Origin of the sequence: Saccharicrinis sp. GN24d3, from assembly GCF_052400645.1 — a bacterium.
In the GTDB taxonomy this organism is placed as follows: Bacteria; Bacteroidota; Bacteroidia; order Bacteroidales; family Marinilabiliaceae; genus Saccharicrinis.
The window spans coordinates 74,773-96,816 of record NZ_JBQTGI010000001.1; the positions used below are offsets into that span (position 1 = coordinate 74,773).

At 39.5% G+C, this 22,044-nt stretch carries 21 protein-coding genes; 10 read left to right on the forward strand and 11 right to left on the reverse strand.

The annotated features are described in order from the left end of the window. Nucleotides 1-16: 16 nt before the first annotated feature. A complete protein-coding gene (gene tdh / locus ACT29I_RS00300; protein ID WP_444792451.1) occupies nt 17-1,048 on the forward strand; it encodes an L-threonine 3-dehydrogenase in 1,032 nt (343 codons plus the stop codon). A 113-nt stretch (nt 1,049-1,161) separates the two neighbouring features. Here tdh and ACT29I_RS00305 read toward each other — a convergent pair whose 3' ends face one another. After that, nucleotides 1,162-1,353: a DUF6132 family protein gene (locus tag ACT29I_RS00305; RefSeq protein WP_430935386.1), complete on the reverse strand. Its 192-nt coding sequence runs from the start codon at nt 1,351-1,353 to the stop codon at nt 1,162-1,164. Nucleotides 1,354-1,453: 100 nt separating this feature from the next. Between ACT29I_RS00305 and ACT29I_RS00310 the strand changes: the two genes are divergently transcribed. The 5 genes from ACT29I_RS00310 (at nt 1,454) to ACT29I_RS00330 (ending at nt 8,675) form a co-directional block, all read left to right on the forward strand. Beyond that, nucleotides 1,454-2,698 carry a hypothetical protein gene (locus ACT29I_RS00310; RefSeq protein ID WP_430935384.1) on the forward strand — a complete coding sequence of 415 codons (1,245 nt, stop codon included), beginning with the start codon at nt 1,454-1,456 and terminating at the stop codon, nt 2,696-2,698. 118 nt (nt 2,699-2,816) lie between these two features. Next, on the forward strand, nt 2,817-4,766 hold the full coding sequence (locus tag ACT29I_RS00315; RefSeq protein ID WP_430935382.1) for a dipeptidyl-peptidase 3 family protein: 1,950 nt from the start codon (nt 2,817-2,819) through the stop codon (nt 4,764-4,766). Between the two features lie 132 nt (nt 4,767-4,898). Continuing rightward, on the forward strand, nt 4,899-5,486 hold the full coding sequence (locus ACT29I_RS00320) for an FKBP-type peptidyl-prolyl cis-trans isomerase (RefSeq protein ID WP_430935380.1): 588 nt from the start codon (nt 4,899-4,901) through the stop codon (nt 5,484-5,486). Between the two features lie 640 nt (nt 5,487-6,126). Beyond that, entirely contained in the window at nt 6,127-7,203 is a 1,077-nt protein-coding gene (gene aroC, locus ACT29I_RS00325) for a chorismate synthase (protein WP_444792452.1), read from the forward strand. An 83-nt stretch (nt 7,204-7,286) separates the two neighbouring features. Further along, on the forward strand, nt 7,287-8,675 hold the full coding sequence (locus ACT29I_RS00330) for a dicarboxylate/amino acid:cation symporter (RefSeq protein WP_430935376.1): 1,389 nt from the start codon (nt 7,287-7,289) through the stop codon (nt 8,673-8,675). A 145-nt stretch (nt 8,676-8,820) separates the two neighbouring features. On the opposite strand, the gene ACT29I_RS00335 is transcribed toward ACT29I_RS00330, so the two are convergent. The 5 genes from ACT29I_RS00335 to ACT29I_RS00355 form a co-directional block, all read right to left on the reverse strand. Beyond that, the gene (locus ACT29I_RS00335) at nt 8,821-9,390 is read right to left on the reverse strand and encodes a hydrolase (protein WP_444792453.1); all 570 of its coding nucleotides are present in this window, start codon (nt 9,388-9,390) and stop codon (nt 8,821-8,823) included. 52 nt (nt 9,391-9,442) lie between these two features. Beyond that, complete coding sequence (locus ACT29I_RS00340; protein ID WP_444792454.1) at nt 9,443-10,522, reverse strand: T9SS type A sorting domain-containing protein; 1,080 nt, start codon at nt 10,520-10,522, stop codon at nt 9,443-9,445. 706 nt (nt 10,523-11,228) lie between these two features. Further along, nucleotides 11,229-11,417: a hypothetical protein gene (locus ACT29I_RS00345; RefSeq protein WP_430935370.1), complete on the reverse strand. Its 189-nt coding sequence runs from the start codon at nt 11,415-11,417 to the stop codon at nt 11,229-11,231. Nucleotides 11,418-11,648: 231 nt separating this feature from the next. Then, on the reverse strand, nt 11,649-12,161 hold the full coding sequence (gene tpx / locus ACT29I_RS00350) for a thiol peroxidase (protein WP_444792455.1): 513 nt from the start codon (nt 12,159-12,161) through the stop codon (nt 11,649-11,651). 200 nt (nt 12,162-12,361) lie between these two features. Continuing rightward, nucleotides 12,362-13,717, reverse strand: a complete 1,356-nt coding sequence (locus ACT29I_RS00355) for a sensor histidine kinase (protein ID WP_444792456.1) — start codon at nt 13,715-13,717, stop codon at nt 12,362-12,364. Between the two features lie 202 nt (nt 13,718-13,919). On the opposite strand from ACT29I_RS00355, the gene ACT29I_RS00360 reads away from it, so the two are divergent. After that, the gene (locus tag ACT29I_RS00360; RefSeq protein ID WP_430935364.1) at nt 13,920-14,942 is read left to right on the forward strand and encodes a pyridoxal phosphate-dependent aminotransferase; all 1,023 of its coding nucleotides are present in this window, start codon (nt 13,920-13,922) and stop codon (nt 14,940-14,942) included. Further along, nucleotides 14,939-15,910 (forward strand): adenosylcobinamide-phosphate synthase CbiB, encoded by a 972-nt coding sequence (gene cbiB / locus ACT29I_RS00365; protein ID WP_430935362.1) that lies wholly within the window; start codon nt 14,939-14,941, stop codon nt 15,908-15,910. Before ACT29I_RS00360 ends, cbiB begins: the two co-directional genes overlap by 4 nt. A gap of 53 nt (nt 15,911-15,963) precedes the next feature. Here cbiB and ACT29I_RS00370 read toward each other — a convergent pair whose 3' ends face one another. Beyond that, entirely contained in the window at nt 15,964-17,553 is a 1,590-nt protein-coding gene (locus ACT29I_RS00370; RefSeq protein WP_430935360.1) for a SulP family inorganic anion transporter, read from the reverse strand. A 298-nt stretch (nt 17,554-17,851) separates the two neighbouring features. Further along, complete coding sequence (locus ACT29I_RS00375; protein WP_444792457.1) at nt 17,852-18,625, reverse strand: SDR family oxidoreductase; 774 nt, start codon at nt 18,623-18,625, stop codon at nt 17,852-17,854. Between the two features lie 208 nt (nt 18,626-18,833). On the opposite strand from ACT29I_RS00375, the gene ACT29I_RS00380 reads away from it, so the two are divergent. Further along, nucleotides 18,834-19,169 carry a DUF134 domain-containing protein gene (locus tag ACT29I_RS00380; RefSeq protein ID WP_430935356.1) on the forward strand — a complete coding sequence of 112 codons (336 nt, stop codon included), beginning with the start codon at nt 18,834-18,836 and terminating at the stop codon, nt 19,167-19,169. A gap of 9 nt (nt 19,170-19,178) precedes the next feature. Continuing rightward, nucleotides 19,179-19,571, forward strand: coding sequence for a NifB/NifX family molybdenum-iron cluster-binding protein (locus ACT29I_RS00385; protein ID WP_430935354.1), 393 nt, complete (start codon nt 19,179-19,181; stop codon nt 19,569-19,571). Between the two features lie 236 nt (nt 19,572-19,807). Here the strand turns inward: ACT29I_RS00385 and nadD are convergent, their stop codons facing one another. The 3 genes from nadD to ACT29I_RS00400 form a co-directional block, all read right to left on the reverse strand. Further along, the gene (gene nadD, locus ACT29I_RS00390) at nt 19,808-20,395 is read right to left on the reverse strand and encodes a nicotinate (nicotinamide) nucleotide adenylyltransferase (protein WP_430935352.1); all 588 of its coding nucleotides are present in this window, start codon (nt 20,393-20,395) and stop codon (nt 19,808-19,810) included. Then, a complete protein-coding gene (gene gmk, locus ACT29I_RS00395) occupies nt 20,388-20,960 on the reverse strand; it encodes a guanylate kinase (protein ID WP_430935350.1) in 573 nt (190 codons plus the stop codon). The genes nadD and gmk overlap by 8 nt, the downstream gene beginning before the upstream one ends. A gap of 95 nt (nt 20,961-21,055) precedes the next feature. After that, complete coding sequence (locus ACT29I_RS00400; protein WP_430935348.1) at nt 21,056-21,931, reverse strand: YicC/YloC family endoribonuclease; 876 nt, start codon at nt 21,929-21,931, stop codon at nt 21,056-21,058. Nucleotides 21,932-22,044 lie beyond the last annotated feature (113 nt).

Consider the following 22,044-nt stretch of genomic DNA (forward strand, 5'->3'; position numbering starts at 1 on the left):
CAAAAGCAAATATACGATGGCAAAGATGAAGGCGCTTGTTAAGGCAAAACCTGAAAAAGGTATTTGGCTGGAAGAAATTGATGTTCCTGAAATTGGGGTTAACGACGTACTGATTAAGGTTGTGAAATCGGCCATTTGCGGCACGGATTTGCATATTTACCTCTGGGACGAATGGGCGCAAAGAACCATCCATACGCCCATGACCATCGGTCATGAATATGTTGGGTACGTCGCTAAAGTAGGATCAGAAGTAAATGAGTTTAAGGAAGGTGACCGGGTTACGGGAGAGGGTCATATTGCTTGCGGGCATTGTCGGAATTGCAGGAGAGGACGTCAGCATATATGCGAAAACACAATAGGAATTGGGGTTAACACGGATGGGGCATTTGCCGAATTTGTAAAGGTTCCGGCTTATAACGTAATGAAGGTGCACCCAAAAATATCCGATGAAATAGCTTCCATAATGGATCCTTTCGGGAACGCAACGCATACCACACTGAGTTTTCCCATTATTGGCGAGGACGTAATTGTTACAGGTAGTGGATTGATTGGAAGCATGTGCGTGGCTATCGCTAAATTTGCGGGTGCAAGATATGTTGTTGCTACCGAAACTAACGCATACAGGGCGGAACTGGCAAGGAAAATGGGGGCTACCCGTGTGGTAAACCCCATCAACGAAAACCTAAAGGATGTGGTGAAGGAGTTAAATATGAAAGGTTTTGATATCGGTTTGGAGTGTTCGGGTAATCCCACTGCGTTTAACTCCATGTTGGATAATATGTATAATTCAGGTAAAATATCATTACTGGGTATCCAACCTTCACATACACAAATCGATTGGAGCAAGGTTATTTTTAAAGGACTTACGTTGAAGGGTATATATGGAAGGGAAATGTTTGAAACGTGGTACCAAATGGAACAAATGTTACTTTCAGGTATAAATCTGGAACCCATGATTTCCCATCGATATCAGGTTGATGATTTTCAAAAAGGATTTGATATAATGGAAACCGGGAACAGTGGCAAAGTAATCCTTAATTGGGAATAGTTCCGGTTTGAAATCTTCAGTCCGCAGTACACGGCCGGCGGTTGGAACAGCGCGACATCCCGCCACTATAAACAATTAATTGTAAGCGGGACAACAGTTCCCGGTTGGTCTGATTACCGAAAACTAATAACCAATCCGGCAAAACTGCCATATAACACACTGTTGACAGGGTTAGAGGTGATGGCACACGTACCTGAGTTACATCCTATAAAATAATAATAAGCATACCCTAGGGCTGCACCGATCATCACTCCCAAAATTATTCGGTGCGGTTTTTGTTTTTTTATTTTTTCCCAAATCTTCATATTTTCGAACGGAATTTGTAATTGTGTTTAATTCTAATTTTCTGGATCGGACTAAATGTCGGATCATGTTTGTCTGACAAAAATATTAAAATATATATAAATGTACATATTTAGAGGGGTGTTTTTTTTGTTGTTTCTCTTTTCGTCTAATACTTATGGGCAGAAAAGCTTTCAACCATATAATGAGCGGGCTAAATCTATCTCGGACAAAACAGATATTAACGAAAAAAAATATCAGTTGGCAGAGTTTGCAAAAGAGTTTAAGGATTTTCTGACTTATTATTCTTCATCTATCGATATAAACGACTCATCTTACATCAAGTATACGAAATCCAGCGATTCAAAATATGAGATACTTTATTTCAATACCTATGTGGAAGGGATGATATACCGTATTGATTGGTTTGTGTTGCATGGTGAAACAGGGCATAAAAAAGTGATACATGGTTATCACGATGAGATCGTCCTTAACGCAAAAAAAGGTAATGGGGAACTAAAGTTAAGCCTGTCCAGGTTAGTAGAAAAGGGAATGACTTTTTATCCCTTAACATTCTCGTTTGTAACAAACGGTAAAACATTTATGGAATTCAGGGATGTGGCAACCTTGTGTATATTCGAAGAAATTTTAAAACTCAATACAACCCGGGAGCGTTTGGCCCTGAATGAAGAAATTGTGGATAGGATGAATATACTTTGGAGCAATCCCGAATATTTTGCCAATGACTTCAAGGGCTTAAAACGGATTTCTAGCTTGATCTCGGAAGACGCAAGTGTGAAGGTATGTACCTGGAACCTACCGCTACCCAATGCGTCTAACAACTTTTACGGCGCTGTGATTGTTAAAACCGATAATGGGATCAAAGTATCTTCATTGCAGGATAATACCAATGATATTCGATCACCCGAACGTTCTTCACTTAGCCCTAAAAAATGGTACGGGGCTATTTATTACGAATTGATTAGGGTAAAAGATAATAAAAGGAGAGAGTATTATGTGTTGTTAGGTTATAAGCCAAATAATGAGATGACCAAGAAAAAAGTAATTGAAACAATGCAAGTGGTTGGCAATGGTCAGGTACGATTTGGTCATTCCGTTTTTCAAAAAGACAGGTATGTGCTGAAAAGATTGGTTTTTGAATATAATACGGCAAGCAACATGCTGTTACGATACGACAAAGAGGAGAAAAGGATTGTCATGGACCACCTGGCTCCACCAAGCCCGATTTACGGCGATAACAAAAGATTTTATGGACCCGATTTTTCTTACGATGCCTATGTTTTTGATAAAGGGAAATGGGTGTTTTACAAAGATGTTGACGTACGAAACCCGAAAGCGGAGGAATAACTGATCAGATGGCTTGAAGAACAGAGCACAGTGCAACGCTTTAAGCTTGAGGTAGTTTAGATTGAGTTTTATTGGCGATGTTTAAAAGCCATATCTCCACTATAATTAAGATATAAACATGGAAGTATTTGCAGAAAAGTTTGATGATATAAAAATATTGCGTTTCGAGATTCCTGGTTTCGATAAACTTAGCCTGAACAAGAAATTGCTGATTTACTATTTGTCGGAAGCCACTTTGGCGGGTAGGGATATCTTGTGGGATCAGCATGGGAAGTACAATCTGTTGTTGCGAGATGTGCTGGAAGCTATTTATTTAAAGGGCAAGGGCAACGAAGGCGAGGATTGGGAGCATTTTATAGTATACCTGAAAAAAGTTTGGTTTGCCAGTGGGCCGCATCATCATTACAGTACCGACAAATTTGTCCCTGAATTTTCAAAGGAAGCTTTTGCATCATGGCTTAGTGAATTAAGGCCTGGGATTGGAAAAATAACGGAGCGCCATCTCAAACCCGACATTTTGTCCATGATCGAAAAACTGATTTTCGATAAGGATTTTTTAGCGAAAAGGGTAAATACAAGTTCCGAAGAGGATTTAATAGAAACTTCGGCCAATAACTTTTATGAGGATGTTTCGCAAGCGGAAGCGGAAGATTATTATCGCAGGCAAAAGGAGAACGCAATTAATAAAAAGCTGTCATTTGGTTTAAATACCAAACTGGTGAAAATAAACGGTAAGGTCGGCGAACAGGTGTACCAAATAGGCGGTAAATATAGTGCAGCCCTGGAGCATATTTGTTTAAACCTGAACAAAGCGTTGAACTTTACGGAAAACGATAGGCAAGCATCGGTAATTCAATTGTTGATGGATTATTATAAAAGTGGCGATCTGGAATGGTTTGATAAGTTTTCGATTAAGTGGGTGGAGACTTTGAGTGGGGATGTGGATTTTATCAACGGTTTTATAGAAACTTATGGTGACCCAATGGGAATGAAAGCTACCTGGGAAGGTGTTGTGCAACTGGTGGATGAGGAAGAGACACGCAAGGCGGAAACGATTGCCAAAAATGCGCAATGGTTCGAAAGCAATTCGCCAACCGAAAAACGCTTTAAAAAAGATGGGATCAAAGGTATATCATTAAAAGCAATTAGTGCTGTTATGTTGGGCGGAGACTGTTATCCGGCTAGTCCGTTAGGAATAAACCTGCCCAATGCGGAGTGGATTCGCGAAGAATATGGGTCAAAGTCCGTCACCCTTACCAATATATCAAATGCACATCACAAAGCCTCGTTAACTTCCGGATTTACGGAAGAGTTTGCATTGACCACCCAAGAAGTAGAGCAGGAAAAGAAATATGGGGCAACAGCCGATAATTTGCATACCCATTTGCACGAGTGTATTGGCCATGGGTCGGGAAAAATGTTGCCAGGGGTGACATCCGAGTCGCTTAAAAATTATGGCTCGGTTATTGAAGAGGCAAGAGCCGATTTGTGCGGTTTGTATTTTATATTTGATCCTAAAATGGTAACCTTAGGGTTGTTGCCAAATTTGGATGCTGCCCGATCACATTACAACGCATATATCCGAAACGGTCTTTTAACTCAGGTTACCCGGATAAAATTGGGAGAAGATGTGCAACAGGCGCATATGCGAAATCGCCAGCTCATTGCATCCTGGGTGTTTGAGAAGGGCAAAGGGGAAGTGATTGAAAAGGTGGTGGAGAACGGCAAGACTTACTTTAAAATTAATGACTATAAGAAGCTGAGGATACTGTTTGGGGAGTTGTTGAAGGAAATTCAGCGCATAAAATCGGAAGGGGATTTTGAAGCAGCACAAAACATTGTGGAGACTTACGGTGTTAAAATAAACCAGGAACTCCACCAGGAAGTGCTGGAACGATTTAAAAAGTTAGGTGTTCCTCCTTTTACCGGATTTTTAAACCCCAAATTAACTTTGCTTAAGGTAGAGGATAAGATTGTAGATGTTGAAGTAAGTTATGACACGGCTTATGCAAGTCAAATGATGAAATATTCAGGTAAATATGGATTCTTAAAATCATGGGAGAATTAGATTCCATACTTATTTACTCGGGGTAAAAAATCAGATATGGAGGTCTGTTTTTATGGATGCTTTTTGTATTTTCTAAAAAACTCGCTTTCTTTGCATTATAATTTGAATGGAAAAAATTAAAAGTTTATACATATGGAGATTACTAGAAACAAGTTCGTAACATTGTCTTACGTGCTAAGATTACAAGGTTTTGAAGGAGAGATTGTAGAGGAAACCGCAGAGGATAAGCCATTAGAGTTTATCTACGGAACAGGACGTATGCTGCAGATGTTTGAAGAAAAGTTGGATGGCTTAAAAGCTGGCGACGCCTTTAGCTTTAAACTAACTGCCGATGAAGCTTATGGTCAGGTAAACGAAGAAGCCAAAGTAGATATTCCAAAAAATATTTTCGAGGTGGACGGAAAAATGGACGAGGAGATGATTAAAGTAGGTAACATGGTACCTATGCAAGACGCTCAGGGTAACCGTTTAAACGGCATTGTGCTGGATGTTACAGACGAAACGGTAAAAATGGATTTCAACCACCCATTGGCCGGTGACGATCTTTATTTTTCGGGTGCGGTTAAGGAAGTACGCGAAGCTAGCGATGAAGAAATGATGGCTGCTGTAGGTGGTGGCTGTGGTTCAGGTTGCGGATGTGGAGAAGGAGAACAGGCCGGATGCGATAGCGGATCTTGTGGCTCTGACGGATCAGGTTCAGGTGGTTGCGGATGTTCTTAATGTTAGATGCTTATACATTAGATAAGAGATAAGAGACACCATAGTCTCAGAAAGCCCATTTTCAGCGGAAAATGGGCTTTTCTCTTTTAGAATGGATTCACAGGATGGTCATGTTTTTTCGATCTTGTTATTCCTGCTGAATAAGGAATCTATGTTTTGTATTGGACATGATAAACAAGGTGTACATGCCCCGGTTTTATCCCTTAAACCCGGATTATGTAATGGAGGTTCGTCATGAGCATTGCAAGTACAATAAAACAAGGCATTACCGAAACGAGGCATCACTTGTCCCGATTACTTTCGGGAGCATCGTTCTGTTGAGTTGAAGCGATGCAACGAAGTGTCTTGTTTTAAAGTAATTTCAATGTGTAATAGAATTTCTAATGCATATTGAGGGTTAAATCCAGCCCAAAGAAATTCTTGCAAATCCTGTCGACATAAAACAAACCGGTACGTAATGGATGTTCTTTTGGAAAAACTTGGCGAACTTTGCGTGATTCCTTATCGTTAAGCCAATCAATTTTCTATTTTTGTGACTTAAATCAAATTCTATAGACAGTCAGATATTTTTTTACGGGCTTTAAATAATACATTTTGGTCTGTTATCTCTTATCTAAAAATCTATTAATCTATTTAAAATATGGCCGGAAATTCATTTGGTAACTTTTATAAACTGACTTCCTTTGGGGAGTCGCATGGTAAAGCGGTAGGTGGTGTAATCGAAGGTGTTATGCCCGGTATAGATATTGATTTGGATTTTATCCAGAGTGAGCTAAACCGCCGTCGACCGGGACAGAGTGCCATCACAACACCCCGCGACGAGAAAGATAAGGTAGAGATTTTATCCGGTGTTTTGGACGGAAAAGCAACCGGAACCCCGATTGGTTTTTTAATTTGGAATGCCGATCAGCGCTCAAAGGATTACGGAAATATAAAAGATGTGTACCGTCCTTCCCATGCCGATTATACGTACCAACAGAAATATGGCATCCGCGACCATAGGGGAGGAGGGCGTTCATCGGCCCGCGAAACCATTGCCAGAGTGGTGGCAGGAGCCATTGCTAAGCTGATTCTAAAAAAGTATGGTGTTCAGATAAATGCATATACCTCACAGGTCGGCACAATCAAACTGGAAAAGTCCTATGCCGAAATGGATCTGGCAAAAGCCGAGGGAAATATTGTACGTTGTCCGGATGATGAGGTGGCCGGGAAGATGATTGCATATATCGACCAGGTTCGCCAGGATAAGGATTCTGTGGGAGGGGTGATCACCTGTGTGGTGAAGAATGCTCCCGTTGGATTAGGGGAGCCGGTGTTCGATAAGTTCCATGCGGAAATGGGAAAAGCCATGTTGGGAATCAATGCAGTTAAAGGTTTTGAGTATGGTATGGGCTTTAAGGCCAGTGAGATGAAAGGAACGGCCCATAACGATGAATTCTATATGGACGGAGATCGGGTACGTACTAAAACAAACCGTTCCGGGGGTGTGCAGGGAGGAATTACAAATGGTGAAGATGTTTATATGAATGTAGCCTTTAAACCCATTGCAACTATTCTTAAAGAACAAAATACGGTAAATAAACACGGTGAAGAAGTCGCCACAACCGTCAAAGGACGCCACGACCCATGTGTTCTGCCTCGCGCAGTGCCTATTGTGGAAGCGATGGCTGCTATGGTAATGGTGGATATGATTTACCTGAATAAGATGTACCGTTAAGTTAACAAAGTACGTAAAGGCAAAAGTTTATAAAGTTACCGTTCAGGTCTTAACCCTTTTGTCTTTAATCTTTATGCAACAATATGAAAAACTTCCCTCTTTATTTACAAATCATCATAGGCATCGTTTTAGGAGCCATATGGGCCGTTTTGTCAGGTTACCTGGGATGGCAGGATTTTACCGGCGACTGGATTGACCCATTCGGTAAAATCTTTCTCAACCTGCTTAAGCTGATTGCCATTCCCCTGATCCTGTTTTCTATTATCAGTGGTATTGTAAGTTTGGGTGATCCCAAAGATCTGGGAAAATTAGGGGCGAGGACGCTTGGTTTATATTTGGTGACCACGATTACTGCAGTCTCGTTGGGTTTGGTGTTGGTAAATACCTTTACCCCGGGAAAGATATTATCTGACGAGGTAAGATTGGAAAACCGAATAAGTTACGAATTGTGGGCCGATCAGAATAAGATAGATATTAAAGATGGGAAACGTTATTTGGATTTGCCCGAAAACCGGGAGATTGTCAAAGCAAAATCGGCTTTGTTAAGGGTGGCAACCGATAATGAAGTAGTAGCCAAATACAAACCTAAAGGAAAGCAGGGGCCTCTGCAACCACTTGTTGACCTGGTTCCGGAGAATGTTTTTAATGCGATAGCAGGCAATGGTTCCATGTTGCAAATTATCTTTTTCGCCATCTTTTTTGGTATCACGCTACTTTATATCCCATCGGAGAAATCAAAAGTATTGATTCAGTTTTTTGATGGTGCTTCCGAGGTTTTTATCAGGATGGTAGATATCATCATGAAAGGTGCTCCTTTTTTTGTATTTGCATTAATGGCGGGGGTAGTGAATGATATTGCAGGCGATAACCCAGCTAAAATAATCGAGGTTTTTAAAGGTTTGGGCTGGTATTCGGCAACGGTGCTATTGGGATTGATTTTAATGGCTTTTGCAATATACCCTGGTGTTCTAAAGCTGCTTGTGCCCAAACGAAAGTTCTTTGAGTTTATTCGAGGGATCAGCCCGGCTCAAGCATTGGCATTCTCTACCAGCTCAAGCGCGGCAACCTTGCCTGTTACATTTGAGTGTGTGGAGGAGAATTTGAAGGTAGACAAAAAAACGGCCGGTTTTGTGTTGCCAATAGGTGCAACGGTGAATATGGACGGAACCAGTTTGTACCAGGCTGTGGCGGTATTGTTTCTGGCCCAGATGCATATGATCAACCTTACGTTGGGGCAGCAGATAACGGTTGTTTTAACGGCCACTTTAGCCAGTATCGGCTCTGCAGCTATTCCTAGTGCAGGTATCGTAATGTTAATGGTCGTGTTGCAGTCGGTGGGATTAAATCCGGCATGGATAGCCATTATTTTACCTGTTGATCGTATTCTGGATATGGTAAGGACAACGGTTAATGTAACCGGTGATGCAACGGTTAGCGTAATTATTGATCAGTATGCGAATGTGGAAAAGTAATGATCTATTGTATGGGTCATTGAACTGTCGGTTTTAGCTTCAGCTTTTGACTTTTCCGTTTAAATATTGATATATCTTTAATGTAGGTGCTTAACACATGTATGTTCCAAGCCTACAGATCTCGTATAATAGTTATTTATGCTTTTTATCCGTCTAATCCAAGCTGGGGGGCAATGTCTTGCATGCCCTGGATGGTTTCTGCAATCAGTTCTTCAATGGGCATTTCCAGCATCTCGGCACCTTTTGTAATGATACTTCTGTCTACTTTGGCAGCAAAACGTTTATCTTTCCATCTTTTTTTTACCGATTTTACGGTCAGGGTATGGATGCTTTTATCTGGTCTAACGAGAACTGCTGTTGTTACTAACCCTGTTAGCTCATCACAAGCGAAAAGTACTTTCTCCATTGTTTCCATAGGTTCTATATCGGTACAGATTCCCCAACCATGGCTAAGGATTGCACGGATATAGCCTTCGGGCCAGTTGGCCTCTTTTAAAATGCTTTCCGTTTTTCGGCAGTGTTCGTCGGGATACATTTCGTAATCCAAATCGTGAACCAGACCGATGATTCCCCATTTTACTTCATCTTCCCCATATTTATGGGCAAAATGTTTCATTACGGATTCTACCGCCAATCCATGACGGTAGAGACTGTCAGTTTTGTTGTATTTGCGGAAGAGTTGCAAGGCTTCTTCCCGTGTAGGGATGTTTGACATAGGCTAATAAATATTGATCAGGTCGAATACTAATCGGTATTAAAGGCTTCATTTAATTGACAACAAGTTTTTGAGTTGCTATATTATTTCCGAAACGTAAAGTGATTAAATATAGTCCGGAAGTTATGTTGTTAATGCTTAGTTGGTTTGTGCTAGCGTTTTGCAATTTAAAAATTAGCTCGCCATGCAGGTTTCTAATCTGAATGTCCTTGTTCAGTATATTTGAAACTGTGAATTCTCCAGTGCTAGGGTTAGGATATATTATGAATTCTTGGTTTCCTTTGGTTTCTAAAACCGGTGTGCCATTTGTTTCTTCGATACTAAAATCATTAAAATAGACTTTTTCATCCCTGAGGTTTTCAGAATCGTTTAAGCTGCGGTAGATCCCCCATTTGGGGCGGATGAAATCAGCGTCGGTTTTCCAGGTCCTGATATTATTGGAGGAATACTGGAATATAGACTGTCCCGATTGTAGTAACGTGATGTTGATACTATACTCACCTGTTTCGCCATATGTAATCCTTTCGGTTGCTAATACCCAGTATCCTTTAAAAGGAGTTAGGTCCGCCTGGTAAATTGTTTCCTGCGATAAGGCTTCCGCATAGCGAAGTTCAAGTTTATCCGGTGTGCCCTTTCTGGCTGTTAATGTCATTAATGGCATACTTTCCTCGGAACCACCTACAGCTTTTAGTTGGTGCAAGTGTGTAAAGCTGCTGCTGGCTTTAAAATCAATATCCAGCCTAAATTTCCATTTATACACTACAGTTTCACCTTCAGTGCCTATTAAATTATCAGGCGATTTATCATAGGTTTTAATTTCGGTGCGCTGTCGGTCGTAATTAATACACCGGTCAGAATCAAATTCGGTATGGATATGAAAACAAAACACATAGGTGTCTAGCTCATCGTCAAATGCCTGGTCTATATGGTCGCCAAACTCTTCATGGCCGCAATCGGGAACTTCAACGACGTTATATCCGGGAGCCAAAACCGAGTTTATTAAATCGTAGGTGTCCGTATTTCCGTCAGCACTCAATATAACCTGAGAAGAAGCGTTAATGGCTAAGCTAAATAGAATTAACGCTATAACTGTTTTGTTAATGCCGCTAAAAAAATAATTTTTAGGAATCATCTGATATTCTTTCTTAAAATTATAAAAAGGAGGGGTTCAAAATATCTAACTCAAAAATGCCATTAACATTTTTGCACTTCGTGTCCTTTCAAGTTGTACTTGCCGGACCGAGACCAAAGTGTCATCAGCTGACGACTGCAAATGCAAGATTATTTCATAACAATAAGTTTTTAATATAAATGAATAAAACAAATATAGGCAAACCAATCAATTGGTCAACCAAAAACATTGACTATTTTTAATTGATGACATCAAAAATGTTATAAAATGTTTTGTACGGGTAAAATACCATGGGCCGCCCTTCTTCCTATGTGTTCCGATGGATTGTTATTTTAGGCTTACGAGAATAGGCAGGATGGGTGGAGGCGCTTCTTTAAATTTTGGCAATACCATAACCTATGCAATTTCGGAGAGCGATACCTATTGCTGGTTAACCGACATAAATACTCGTTTTTAAGTAAACTCCATTGGAACATTCGCGTCATCATCTTTTCCTCATTATTTAAGATATACCTACATATGGCATATTCGTAACGGAAAAATTTGGTAAAATTTCCCGGATAGCAACGCAGGTCTAACAACCTTTTAAAACCAATTGCGCTATAAGACCACGGTTTAACATACTCTCAAATCCGTTCCCCTTCAAATTATCTGTTGCTTAATTCAGAAATGATGGATTTATATAAGTTGCGGACAGGTGTATTATTTATTCCGGATTTTTTATACTGGAAAGAATGGCCGTAATAATTAATCCCAAACCTAATCCTCCAATAATACAGCCAACAAATACGAGCGCGGACGTTTTCAGAAAGAAAAAACCAACCCCTAAGCCGATTAGTAAGCCTCCTCCAATTGCCCAAGTGCTTTTGTCATCAGTTATTTGTTTATCATTCATTTTTCACTCCTCCAATTAAATTTAGTGTGTATGCCATAGATATACAAGTTAAGGATAAACCGGAGGTAATGTATAACAACTATGTTGCAAATAAAAAAAACATGGTCGATATGCTAATTTTAAAGGTTAATTTTAATTAATGAAGGGTATTGGTAATCCGTGTTCGTAATTTCAAAAAAAGCCACTTACGAATGAACGTAAGCGGCTTTTATATGATGGGGTGGATAACTCTTAAAGTAAGCTCTTGGTTATTTCCAAAGCTTTTTCATAATCAGGGTCAGTGGTAATTTCCGGAACATGCTCTACATATTTAACAGTTCCATCCTTGTCTATGATCACTGTTCCGCGAGTCAATAACCTCAATTCTTCAATTACAAAACCATATTTTTTACCAAAATCAAGGTCTTTATGGTCGGAAAGTGTAATGATATTATCCAAGCCTTCCGCACCGCAGAAACGAGCTTGTGCAAAAGGTAAATCACAAGAAATTGACAATACAACAACATCTTCAAGGTTGTTAGCTTCAACATTAAAACGCCTATTTTGTGCAGCACAAACACCCGTATCTATAGAAGGGTAAACAACAATGATTTTAACTTTACCGTCAAAGTCAGAAAGTTTAACCGGCTCTAATTTTCCGTTGAGTGTGGTGAAGTCAGGTGCTTTATCACCTACTTTTATTTGGTCACCAAGTATAGTTACTTTATTTCCTGCGAATGTAATTTCTAAATCTGTTTTGTTCATTTTGTTTTATTTTATCTAGTTGTAATTTTGTTATTGTTATGATGTTCTACATATCAAATAAATACATGGCCTAATATAAATACGTTACCGGATTTCCGCCAAGAGTTAAATTTACATTTAATTTATTCAAATGTTTATTTATTGAACGGTAAACAACGTGTTTATATAAAAGTTTAAGCATGATGTAAAATAATCTGAATTTAATTATAATTAACATATTTCGTCGTTTTAATCCATGAAGCCTGCTCCCCAGGTCTTCCTTCAAAGATGTTTATATAGAAGGTGCTGCCCGTTTTGCCATCCGATTCGAGATCGATTTTTCCGTTAATTTTTTGCGCCAGTTCGTTACTGATGGATAGCCCCAGACCGACACCTTCCTTTTTGTTTTTTAAATCAAGTCCGCCCTGGTTAAAACGTTGAAAGATTAATTTCTGGTTTTCGGCGGAAATTCCTTTACCGCTATCACTTACGTAAATTCTTATCCTGTCAGGATTTTGAGGATTGGGTAAGGCAAGTCCAAATTTTATAAATCCCTTGTCGGTAAATTTAATGGCGTTAGTAATAAGGTTAGTTAGAATTTGATGCAACAGTAATTCGTCCGTATATATTTCCAGGTCGTCCAGCCCAAAAGGGATTTCGTAACTGAATATTAATTTTTTGTGGGCAGGTATTTGTGCTGTGAAAGAAGCATAAATCCTTTCGAAAAGAGGTTTTATTTTAGTTTGCTTCTTGTTCACCTCAATAGCACCGGATTCCAATTTTGATGCATCCATTACATTGTTAATTATACCCAACAATATATTTCCATTGTCCCTGATGATGTTTACATATTCCTCTTTGCTCTCTTTACTTAGATCCGGTTGGTTCAGCAGTTCAGAAAAACCAATGATGGCGTTCATTGGCGTCCTTATTTCGTGACTCATGTTGGCTAAAAAAGCACTTTTTATTTTTTCGGAGTTGATAGCTTTTATACTTTGTGCTATAAATTGCTTTTGAATAAAGTATAACAACGGAATGATGAAGACAAAAAAAGCAATGATTACCACAAGGATATCAATAATCCTGTTTGTGTCGTTTTTATAATTGACAATCAGTTGGGGAAAGAAAAAATCTATTGCCAACAAAACGAGGATGTTAAATCCAAACAAAGAAATAAGCAAAAGTTTCTTTTTAACTTCGCTCATGAAAATAAACATGGGAATAAAGGCCTGAAAGATCAGCAAAGTTGGTCCGTTACTCCCTCCATTTGTCAACCACAAAAAATTAATGACAAAATATTGCAATCCAATAAACAATTTCAGGGTAAAGGAATATTTGTTTCTGAATCGTGACAGGTAGTATATGCCCATCAATAAAAAAGACAGGGCAAACGTAAATTGGCTAAGGATGGGCGCTAGCCCCAATAGGGTATTACAAACTGAAGCAAGGATGCTTAATATGGTTGTGGCCAGTACAACTTGTTCAAATATTTCCTTGGAGTTAAGTTTGTCTAATTTGGTATCCATCCATTTTTCCAATGAAAAATGAAATATACTTGCGCGTTTTACTTGCTTCATTTTGTATGGGGTTAATACTACGAATATAAAAATATTAACGAATACAAATTCCTTTTATGGGATATGGATAATCAGGATTTGCTTTATTGATTTATTTTAGTGATTAATAATCAATATATAAAGGTGAATAGAGATAGATTTTTGATGGATATCGGTTTTATAGATTAATTGTTAATTTTGTGGACTTTTAATCAAAGTTTACATGTTGCTTGGTCACGGAAACCATACCTTGGGTATGGAACATAGAATAAAGGTTGATTTTAGTTCCAATATTTGGTACGGGTCGTTAAATGGAGGATTAATTTCTTATCTGGAAACATGCCTGAACCAAATAAGAGACTATCCTCCTGTAGATGCCGCTAATCTGCAAGCATCCATTGCAAGGCATCATCAGTTGCATCCGGACAATGTGTGCATCACCAGCGGTGCCACGGAAGCATTTTATTTGATCGCGCATTGTTTTCGGCAGTGTTCTTCAACCATAATATCTCCTTCGTTTTCGGAATATGAAGATGCAGCAAAAGTGCACATGCATAAGGTGAGCTACTATGAGAACACGAACCTGTCAAAAGAATCTAAATTCTCAAATCAGCTGGTCTGGTTAGGAAACCCCAATAATCCGGATGCGAAGGTTCTTTCCTTGAAAACGATCGAATACCTTTTGAAGAATAATCCTGAATCAATATTTATTATAGATGAGGCCTACGGTGAACTATGCTCGGATTTTGAATCATCGGTAGGTCTGGTGGATAAGTACGATCGTCTTATCGTTGTTAAGTCTGTTACCAAGTTCTGCTCTATACCCGGGTTACGATTGGGGTACTTGGTTGCATCAAATAAATTGCGCGACAAAATAGCCGCGTTTCGTATGCCATGGAGTGTGTCAACGTTGGCTTTGGAAGCAGGGATGTATATTTATGATCGTTATGTAGATTTTAAAATGGATTTAAAGCGGGTTACACAAGAATGTTCTGCGTTTAAAAATATGATAGAAGAAATTGATGGCATAACGGTTTATCCTTCGCGCACCAATTATTTTCTGGCTAAGCTTGAATCGTCGAACGCTCGAGAATTAAAGGGGTATTTAATCGAAAACTATGGTTTCTTGATTCGGGACTGTAGTAACTTTTATGGTTTGGACGAAAGATACTTTCGGTTGTCAGTTCAAGGAAACAATAACAATATGGCTTGTTCAAAAGCAATTTACCAATATTTAAATAGATGATAGATACCTTATATATACCCGTTTATATATTGACATTTGGATTTATTCTGGATGCTTTGATCGGTGACCCGTATTCGTGGCCACATCCTATCAAGGGTTTTGGTCATTTAATAGCGTTGGGCGAGAGGAAGCTAAATAAAGGCGACCATACAACTGTAAAAGGTGCTTTATTAACCTTGTTATTGATCGGTTCAACTTGGTTTGTTCTCTTAAAAATTGAAAGTATTTTGGCCATAAACCAATGGTTTTGGCTGGTAGGCGGGAGCGTTTTTGTTTTTTACGGATTGGCCAATAGAACTTTAATAAACGAAGGATTAAAGGTTGTTCATGCACTTGAAAAAGAGGGGCTGGAGGCGGGCCGAAGACAACTTAGTTACATTGTTGGTCGCGATACTTCTAATTTGAATGATCAGCAGATTTATACCGCGGTACTGGAAACTCTTTCCGAGAATTTGAGTGATGGTGTGATAGCTCCTTTGTTTTATTATGCACTGGGAGGATTTCCATTGATGTTTACTTATAAGATGATTAATACTTTAGACTCTATGATAGGTTATAAAAGTGATCGATACAAACAGTTTGGGAAGGTGGCCGCAAAAATTGATGATATAGCCAATTTTGTTCCGGCTCGCTTAACAGCGTTGTTAATGGTGTTGGTATCCGGCAGTTACAGGGGGGGTGTTTTTGTGTTTAAATATGGTCGCCGGCATGCCAGTCCTAATGCGGGATATCCAGAATCCGCATTGGCGGGCATTTTAAATTGCAGGTTTGGCGGGCCTAATGTTTATCACGGGATAAGAGTGGATAAGCCATATATGGGTGAAAATCCAAGGGAGATTTCAAAAGGGGATGTGATAAGGGCATGCGAGGTAAATGCTTTGGTTAGTCTGGTTATGGTTATAGGTTGTGCGGTTTTTATTTGGTACTTAAAAGATTATAATTATTTGTTTAACCAGATGGTATTATAATAAACAAAAAGGCCGTTCTGCAAACGAACGGCCCTTTGTAATTTGTATGCAGTTTAAACATTCAGCGCTTCCACCTTTTTACGGTAATCGTTAATGGCTACATGATAGTCCGGATCCTTCAATACATTCACATCACAAATCTTCTCTGCGCGTTTAATTAGTTTTACGCAATCCTGACTTAAATATCTAAGGTGCACATTGGTGCCAATCAACTGATATTTTTCTGCCAGTTTATTGATGGCTTCAATAGCCGACTGGTCCATAATTCTCGACTCTTCGAAACTGATCACTACTTCTTTGGGGTCGTTTTTGACATCAAATTTTGAAATAAATGATGTTGTGGCCGCAAAAAACAGCGGTCCGTGCACGATATAGTGTTTTACACCTTGTTCATCGGTGACATTTGTAACGCGGACTTTAACGGCGTTTTCCCAGGCAAAAACCAGGGCGGCAACTATTACACCGGCAGCCACTGCAATTGCCAAATCAAATAACACGGTTAAAACAGTTACCAAAGCAATTACAAACACGTCGGCCAAAGGAATTTTGTTGATGATTTTAAAAGTACTCCAGGCAAAAGTTCCGATAACCACCATAAACATAACACCTACCAGAGCGGCAATAGGAACCATTTCGATATAGGTAGAACCGAAAAGGATAAATGCCAAAAGCGCCAAAGCAGCCACAATTCCCGACAAACGGCCTCTGCCACCCGACTTGATGTTGATGATGCTTTGACCGATCATGGCACATCCGCCCATACCCCCAAAGAATCCGTTGGTGATATTGGCAATGCCTTGTGCCACACACTCACGGTTACCACTACCCCGGGTTTCTGTAAGCTCATCAATCAAGGTTAAGGTCATTAATGACTCAATTAAACCGATCATAGCAAGTATCAACGCATAAGGGGTTATAAAACCCAGTGTTTCCATATTAAGTGGAATCATAGGTATATTAAAATCGGGTAATCCGGCTTTTATGCCTGTGCCTCCTCTGGATACCACAAAAGAGCGAACAGTTTCTGTTTCAATTCCACCTAAAATTACGATCAGGGAAACAACCAAAATGCCAACCAGAGCAGCCGGGATCTTCTTGCTGAATTTGGGCAAGAAATACATAATGGCCATGGTTGAAATTACCAAGCCAAGCATGATCATCAGAGGAGCACCAGAGAGGAATTCGCCATCTACCTTAAACATTCCAAGTTGTGAGGTGAAAATTACGATGGCCAACCCGTTTACAAATCCCATCATTACGGACTGGGGTACCATACGGATGAACTTTCCTAACTTGAACAGACCGGCAAGCATCTGAAAAATTCCGGCTAAAATAATAGTGGCAAAAAGGTACTGCACACCGGCAGATTCGCCTCCTATGGCATTGCCTTCGATTACTAAACCTACCATTACAACGGCCAGAGCACCTGTTGCTCCCGAAATCATCCCGGGACGGCCACCTAATACGGCGGTTACCAAGCCCATCATAAAGGCACCGTAAAGACCAATAATAGGAGAAATGCCTGCCACAAATGCAAATGCAACCGCTTCGGGCACAAGTGCTAAGGCAACGGTTAATCCCGAAAGAATGTCATCTTTGACTGAGCCCTGTCGCTTGTCGATAAAAGAGAAAGTAAATTTCATATAATAAGTTATTCGTTTACAGTTTGTAAGTGATTTTGTTGAAGGTACTTCTCATCAAAATCAGCCAGCAAAAATAGTAAAAAGGCTCAACTTCGATTGATATGAAATTTATATTTAGCAGTATATCCGCTTAATTTGTGTTAAAAAAGATTAATTGAAAAGAAGTTTACCAACATACTCTTGGGCCCTGTATTGCCTGCCAACATTTGGACTCTCCCTATTCTGCTCTGTGCTCTCCACTAATTAAATATTGCTAACTGGCATATTCTTCTTTTTTATTTACCCTTACTTTTCTACCCTAAAGAGTTCCCTTTACAGCTCCACCCTCGATAGCGTATACTTGACCGTTTACAAATTCGGAAAGCGGCGAAAGCAACCAGGCAGCCAATGAACCCAAATTTTCAGGTTTTCCCATGCTTTTCGAAGGTTGTTTGTCGACAAATGAATTTTTGGCACTCTCGAAGCTAATACCTTGTTGTTCCGCCGATTTTTGTATTAATCTGTCAATAGCAGGGGTGGTGTGTGAACCCGGGGCAATCATATTAAAAGTAACACCGTTCCCGGCCAGTTCCTGCGATAAGGTTTTCATCATACCTAACACCGACAAACGGAGTGAAGTGCTTAATACGAGGTTATCGATAGGTTGCTTTATCGAAGCGCTCTCCAGGTACACTATCCTACCATATTGTTTGGACTTAAAGTGCGGGAGCAAGGCTTGGGTCAGAGCCACCTTCCAACGCAACAATTGATGGTAAGCTTTGTCCCAGTCACTAAGTTCCGACTCTTCAAATTGCATCGCGGGTGGTCCCCCTGCATTCATAAAAACGCCTGAAATATTGCTGGAAACAGCTATCCTGGCAACCTTAACAACAGTATCAATCTCGGTTATGTCTCCACAATAAGGAATGAGTTTTTCTTTGTGAACCTTGCTGAATTCGTTGAGCGTTGATTCGGTGCGCGCTACCCCAATAACTTTTGCTCCTTCCGCAATTAGATGCTCTGCTGTGGCCTTACCAAAACCGCTGCTTACTCCGATAACCAAAAATGTGTTGTTCTTTATGTTCAGGTTCATGATATTGATTTTAAGGTTTGCGAACGATGATGCATGGCTAATATACAAATAGATTGGTTTATATTTCAGTTTTATACGTTTAATAACGGCTTGCTCCCGATGTCAGTTTTTCAATATTATATCCATTTGAACAAAAAATATTTCTGAATGAATAGAAGCTATTGTTTTATATTGGGCATATGCCTATTTTAGCGCAAAATTGTAGAATATGCCACGTACCAAAGGATGCCGTAATATTGGCCAATTCCCGAATGTATACATTTTTAAGCCCGCAGGTATTAGAGCTTGTGAATTGCAGGAAGTTGTTGTTGAGTTAGATGAATATGAAGCCATTCGTTTAGCAGACGAACAGGGTTTGTATCATGCCGAAGCGGCTGATGAAATGGGGGTTTCGCGTCAAACATTTGGTAGAATACTTGAGAAAGCCCGTAAAAAAGTGGCAACTGCACTAATCAATGGATATGTACTGCGGATCGAAAAAGCAGCTGGTAATGAATTTTCGGGCACAAAGAATACAGTTGAAGTTAATATTGAAACGAAATAAATAATACAAATGATTGATTTAAAGTTGAGCACAAAAAAAGTGGCATTGCCTACTAGGGGAGAAATGATTGACAATCACTTTGGGCATTGCGAAAAGTTCACCATTTATACTTTATCGGTTCAAAATAAAGTATTGGATACAGCGTATTACACGGCTCCGGAAAGTTGCGGATGTAAATCGGATTTGGCTGCAGAGCTTGGCAATGAAGGTGTTGATGTTTTATTGGCCGGAGGAATTGGTCAAGGAGCCATCAATAAACTTAAGGCTTCCAATATTGAAGTGTTTATGGGCTACGAAGGCGAAACCAAACAGGTTTTGGAGCAATGGTTAAACGGAAATAAAGGAAATTCCGAAGTTTGTCCTCCGCATGACAATGACGATCATAATTGCGGAAATCATTGATGTTTCAGAAACGGGATAGGAGATGAGGGATAATAGACTAAATGCCTTATACCTGGGGATTGTACTATAAAAAAATACCTCAACACGAATGTTGTGTAATATTTAGGTTGGTGTTTTGATAAGGGTATTGGTCGATGCGAATTGAATAGGCGAACGAAATATCAGGAGAAGCATTTGACGTTATTTATCAGGCGACTCCTTGTTTTATGCAAGTGTCCTCCCAATGTGCAGGAATGTTAACGATATAGTTCTTTCTCAATTAAATATTGAAACGCTTCATGCGGAACCAGAAAACGATAATCTTTACCGTCCCGAATCCCTTTTCGGATGCTGGTAGAATCGATATCGAAAACAGGTGCGTAAAATACCTGGATATTGTCCGAGAGGTCGTGCTGATCAATATTGTAACCGGGACGAGGGTACACCATAAAAGAATAATTGGCCAAAATCTCTTCCGCATTTTTCCACCTTTTTAGGTAGGGTAAATTATCACCTCCAATAATAACGGTAAATTTATTGTGTGGGTGTAGTTTAGATAACTCCCTTAATGTAGCATAAGTGTACGATGGGGTTGGTAGATTTAACTCAATACTGCAGACTTTAAACTTTGTGTAATCTTTAATGGATAACTCCAGCATTCTAACCCTGTGTTTTGCCTCAGCAAGCTCCGAAGCTTCCTTATATGGGTTTTGGGGGCTGACTACAAACCAAATTTCATCCAGTGCGGAATTTTCCACGATAAAATTGGCCAAGGCCAAATGGCCGATATGTACCGGGTTAAACGACCCATAATACAATCCTATGTTGTTGCCGGTGTTAGTCATTTAAAAAATTGTACAGTATTTTCTCGGTTTGCTCAATGGCCAAATCCAGATTGCTGTTTACCACAATGTGATCGAAGTTATTGGCATAACTCAATTCTTCTTCGGCTTTGTTGATTCTTTGTGCAATCACTTCCTCGGAATCCGTACCACGTATCTCCAGCCTTTTTTTTAGTTCCTTTATGGAAGGAGGTTTAACAAATATGGCTATCGCTCTGTTGCCATACATTTTTTTAATGTTCAGTCCTCCAACCACATCTACATCAAACACCACATTGTTGCCTTTGGAAGTAATGCGTTCCACCTCGCTTTTTAAAGTGCCATAGTATTTGTCGTTATAAACTTCTTCCCACTCAAGTAAATCATCATCGTTTATTTTAGAACGGAATTCTTCAGGGGTTAAAAAATAGTAGTCTACTCCATGTTTTTCGTTTACTCGGGGAGCTCTTGTGGTTGCCGAAATAGAGAACTCCATCTTAAAATCTTTTTCGAGCAGATTCTTTACAATGGTAGTCTTGCCCGAACCCGAAGGTGCTGAGAAAATAATCAATTTGCCGTTTTTCGACATGTTATTGGTCATTTGTTTTTTGGTAGTATTAGAGATTGATTAGCGTATTTTGTGACGAGCTGCTTGCTATGTTTTGTTGGCTGCAAGCTATTAATTTAAAGTACGTTCAAATTCTGCTCTTTGATCTTTTCCAGCTCATCTTTCATTTGAATCACCAACTTTTGAATTTCGGAATGGTTAGCCTTAGATCCCATGGTGTTTATTTCACGCCCAATTTCTTGGGTGATGAAACCAAGTTTTTTACCTACCAAATCTTCCTTCTCAATGGTTTCTATAAAGTAATCCAGGTGATTGGTTAGTCTTACTTTTTCCTCGGTAATGTCCAGTTTTTCCAGATAAAAAATCATTTCCTGCTCAAAGCGGTTTTGATCCAGGTTTATTTTTTCCTTAAGCTCGTTTAATTGGTCAAGAATACGCTCTCTCACCTTTTCAATTCGTTCTGCTTCAAAAGGTTCTACGGCAGCCTGGTAATTTCTAATATTGCTAATTCTCTCGGTAATCTCTTTTTGAAGCACCTCACCTTCCTGTGCTCTAAAACTGTTTAAATTATTTAAGGCCGATTTGAACGTGCTAAAAATGGTTGCCCATTCGCTTTCATCTAATTCTGCTTGTTCAATCTTAACTGTATCCGGCAAAGGCATAATGGCTCTTAGAATATCGGTATTTTCGGTTAAGCCTAGTTTATCGGCAAGGGGGGATAATTGATTAAAATACGTTTCAATAACCTGGGGATTGATAGAAGCGTTTTTTTCTGCACCTAAAAAATCAATATAAAAACCAACATCTACTTTTCCTCTTCCCAATTGATTGGCCAATTCGTTTCTAAGCACCAAATCTTTCTCTCTGTACATGTTAGGCAAGCGCATGTTTACATCTAATTGCTTGCTGTTAAGTGATTTAATTTCGATGCTAATTTTTTTGTCTGGAAGTTCACAAGTGGCTTTACCGAAGCCGGTCATTGATTTAATCATATGCTATTTAGCTTTTTTAAAGCCACAAAGTTAATCTTTTAACTTAGAATTCTGATTTTATTTTCACCAAAAAAAACTGGTCAAACACCTCTGAAATCAACGGTAATTGTGAT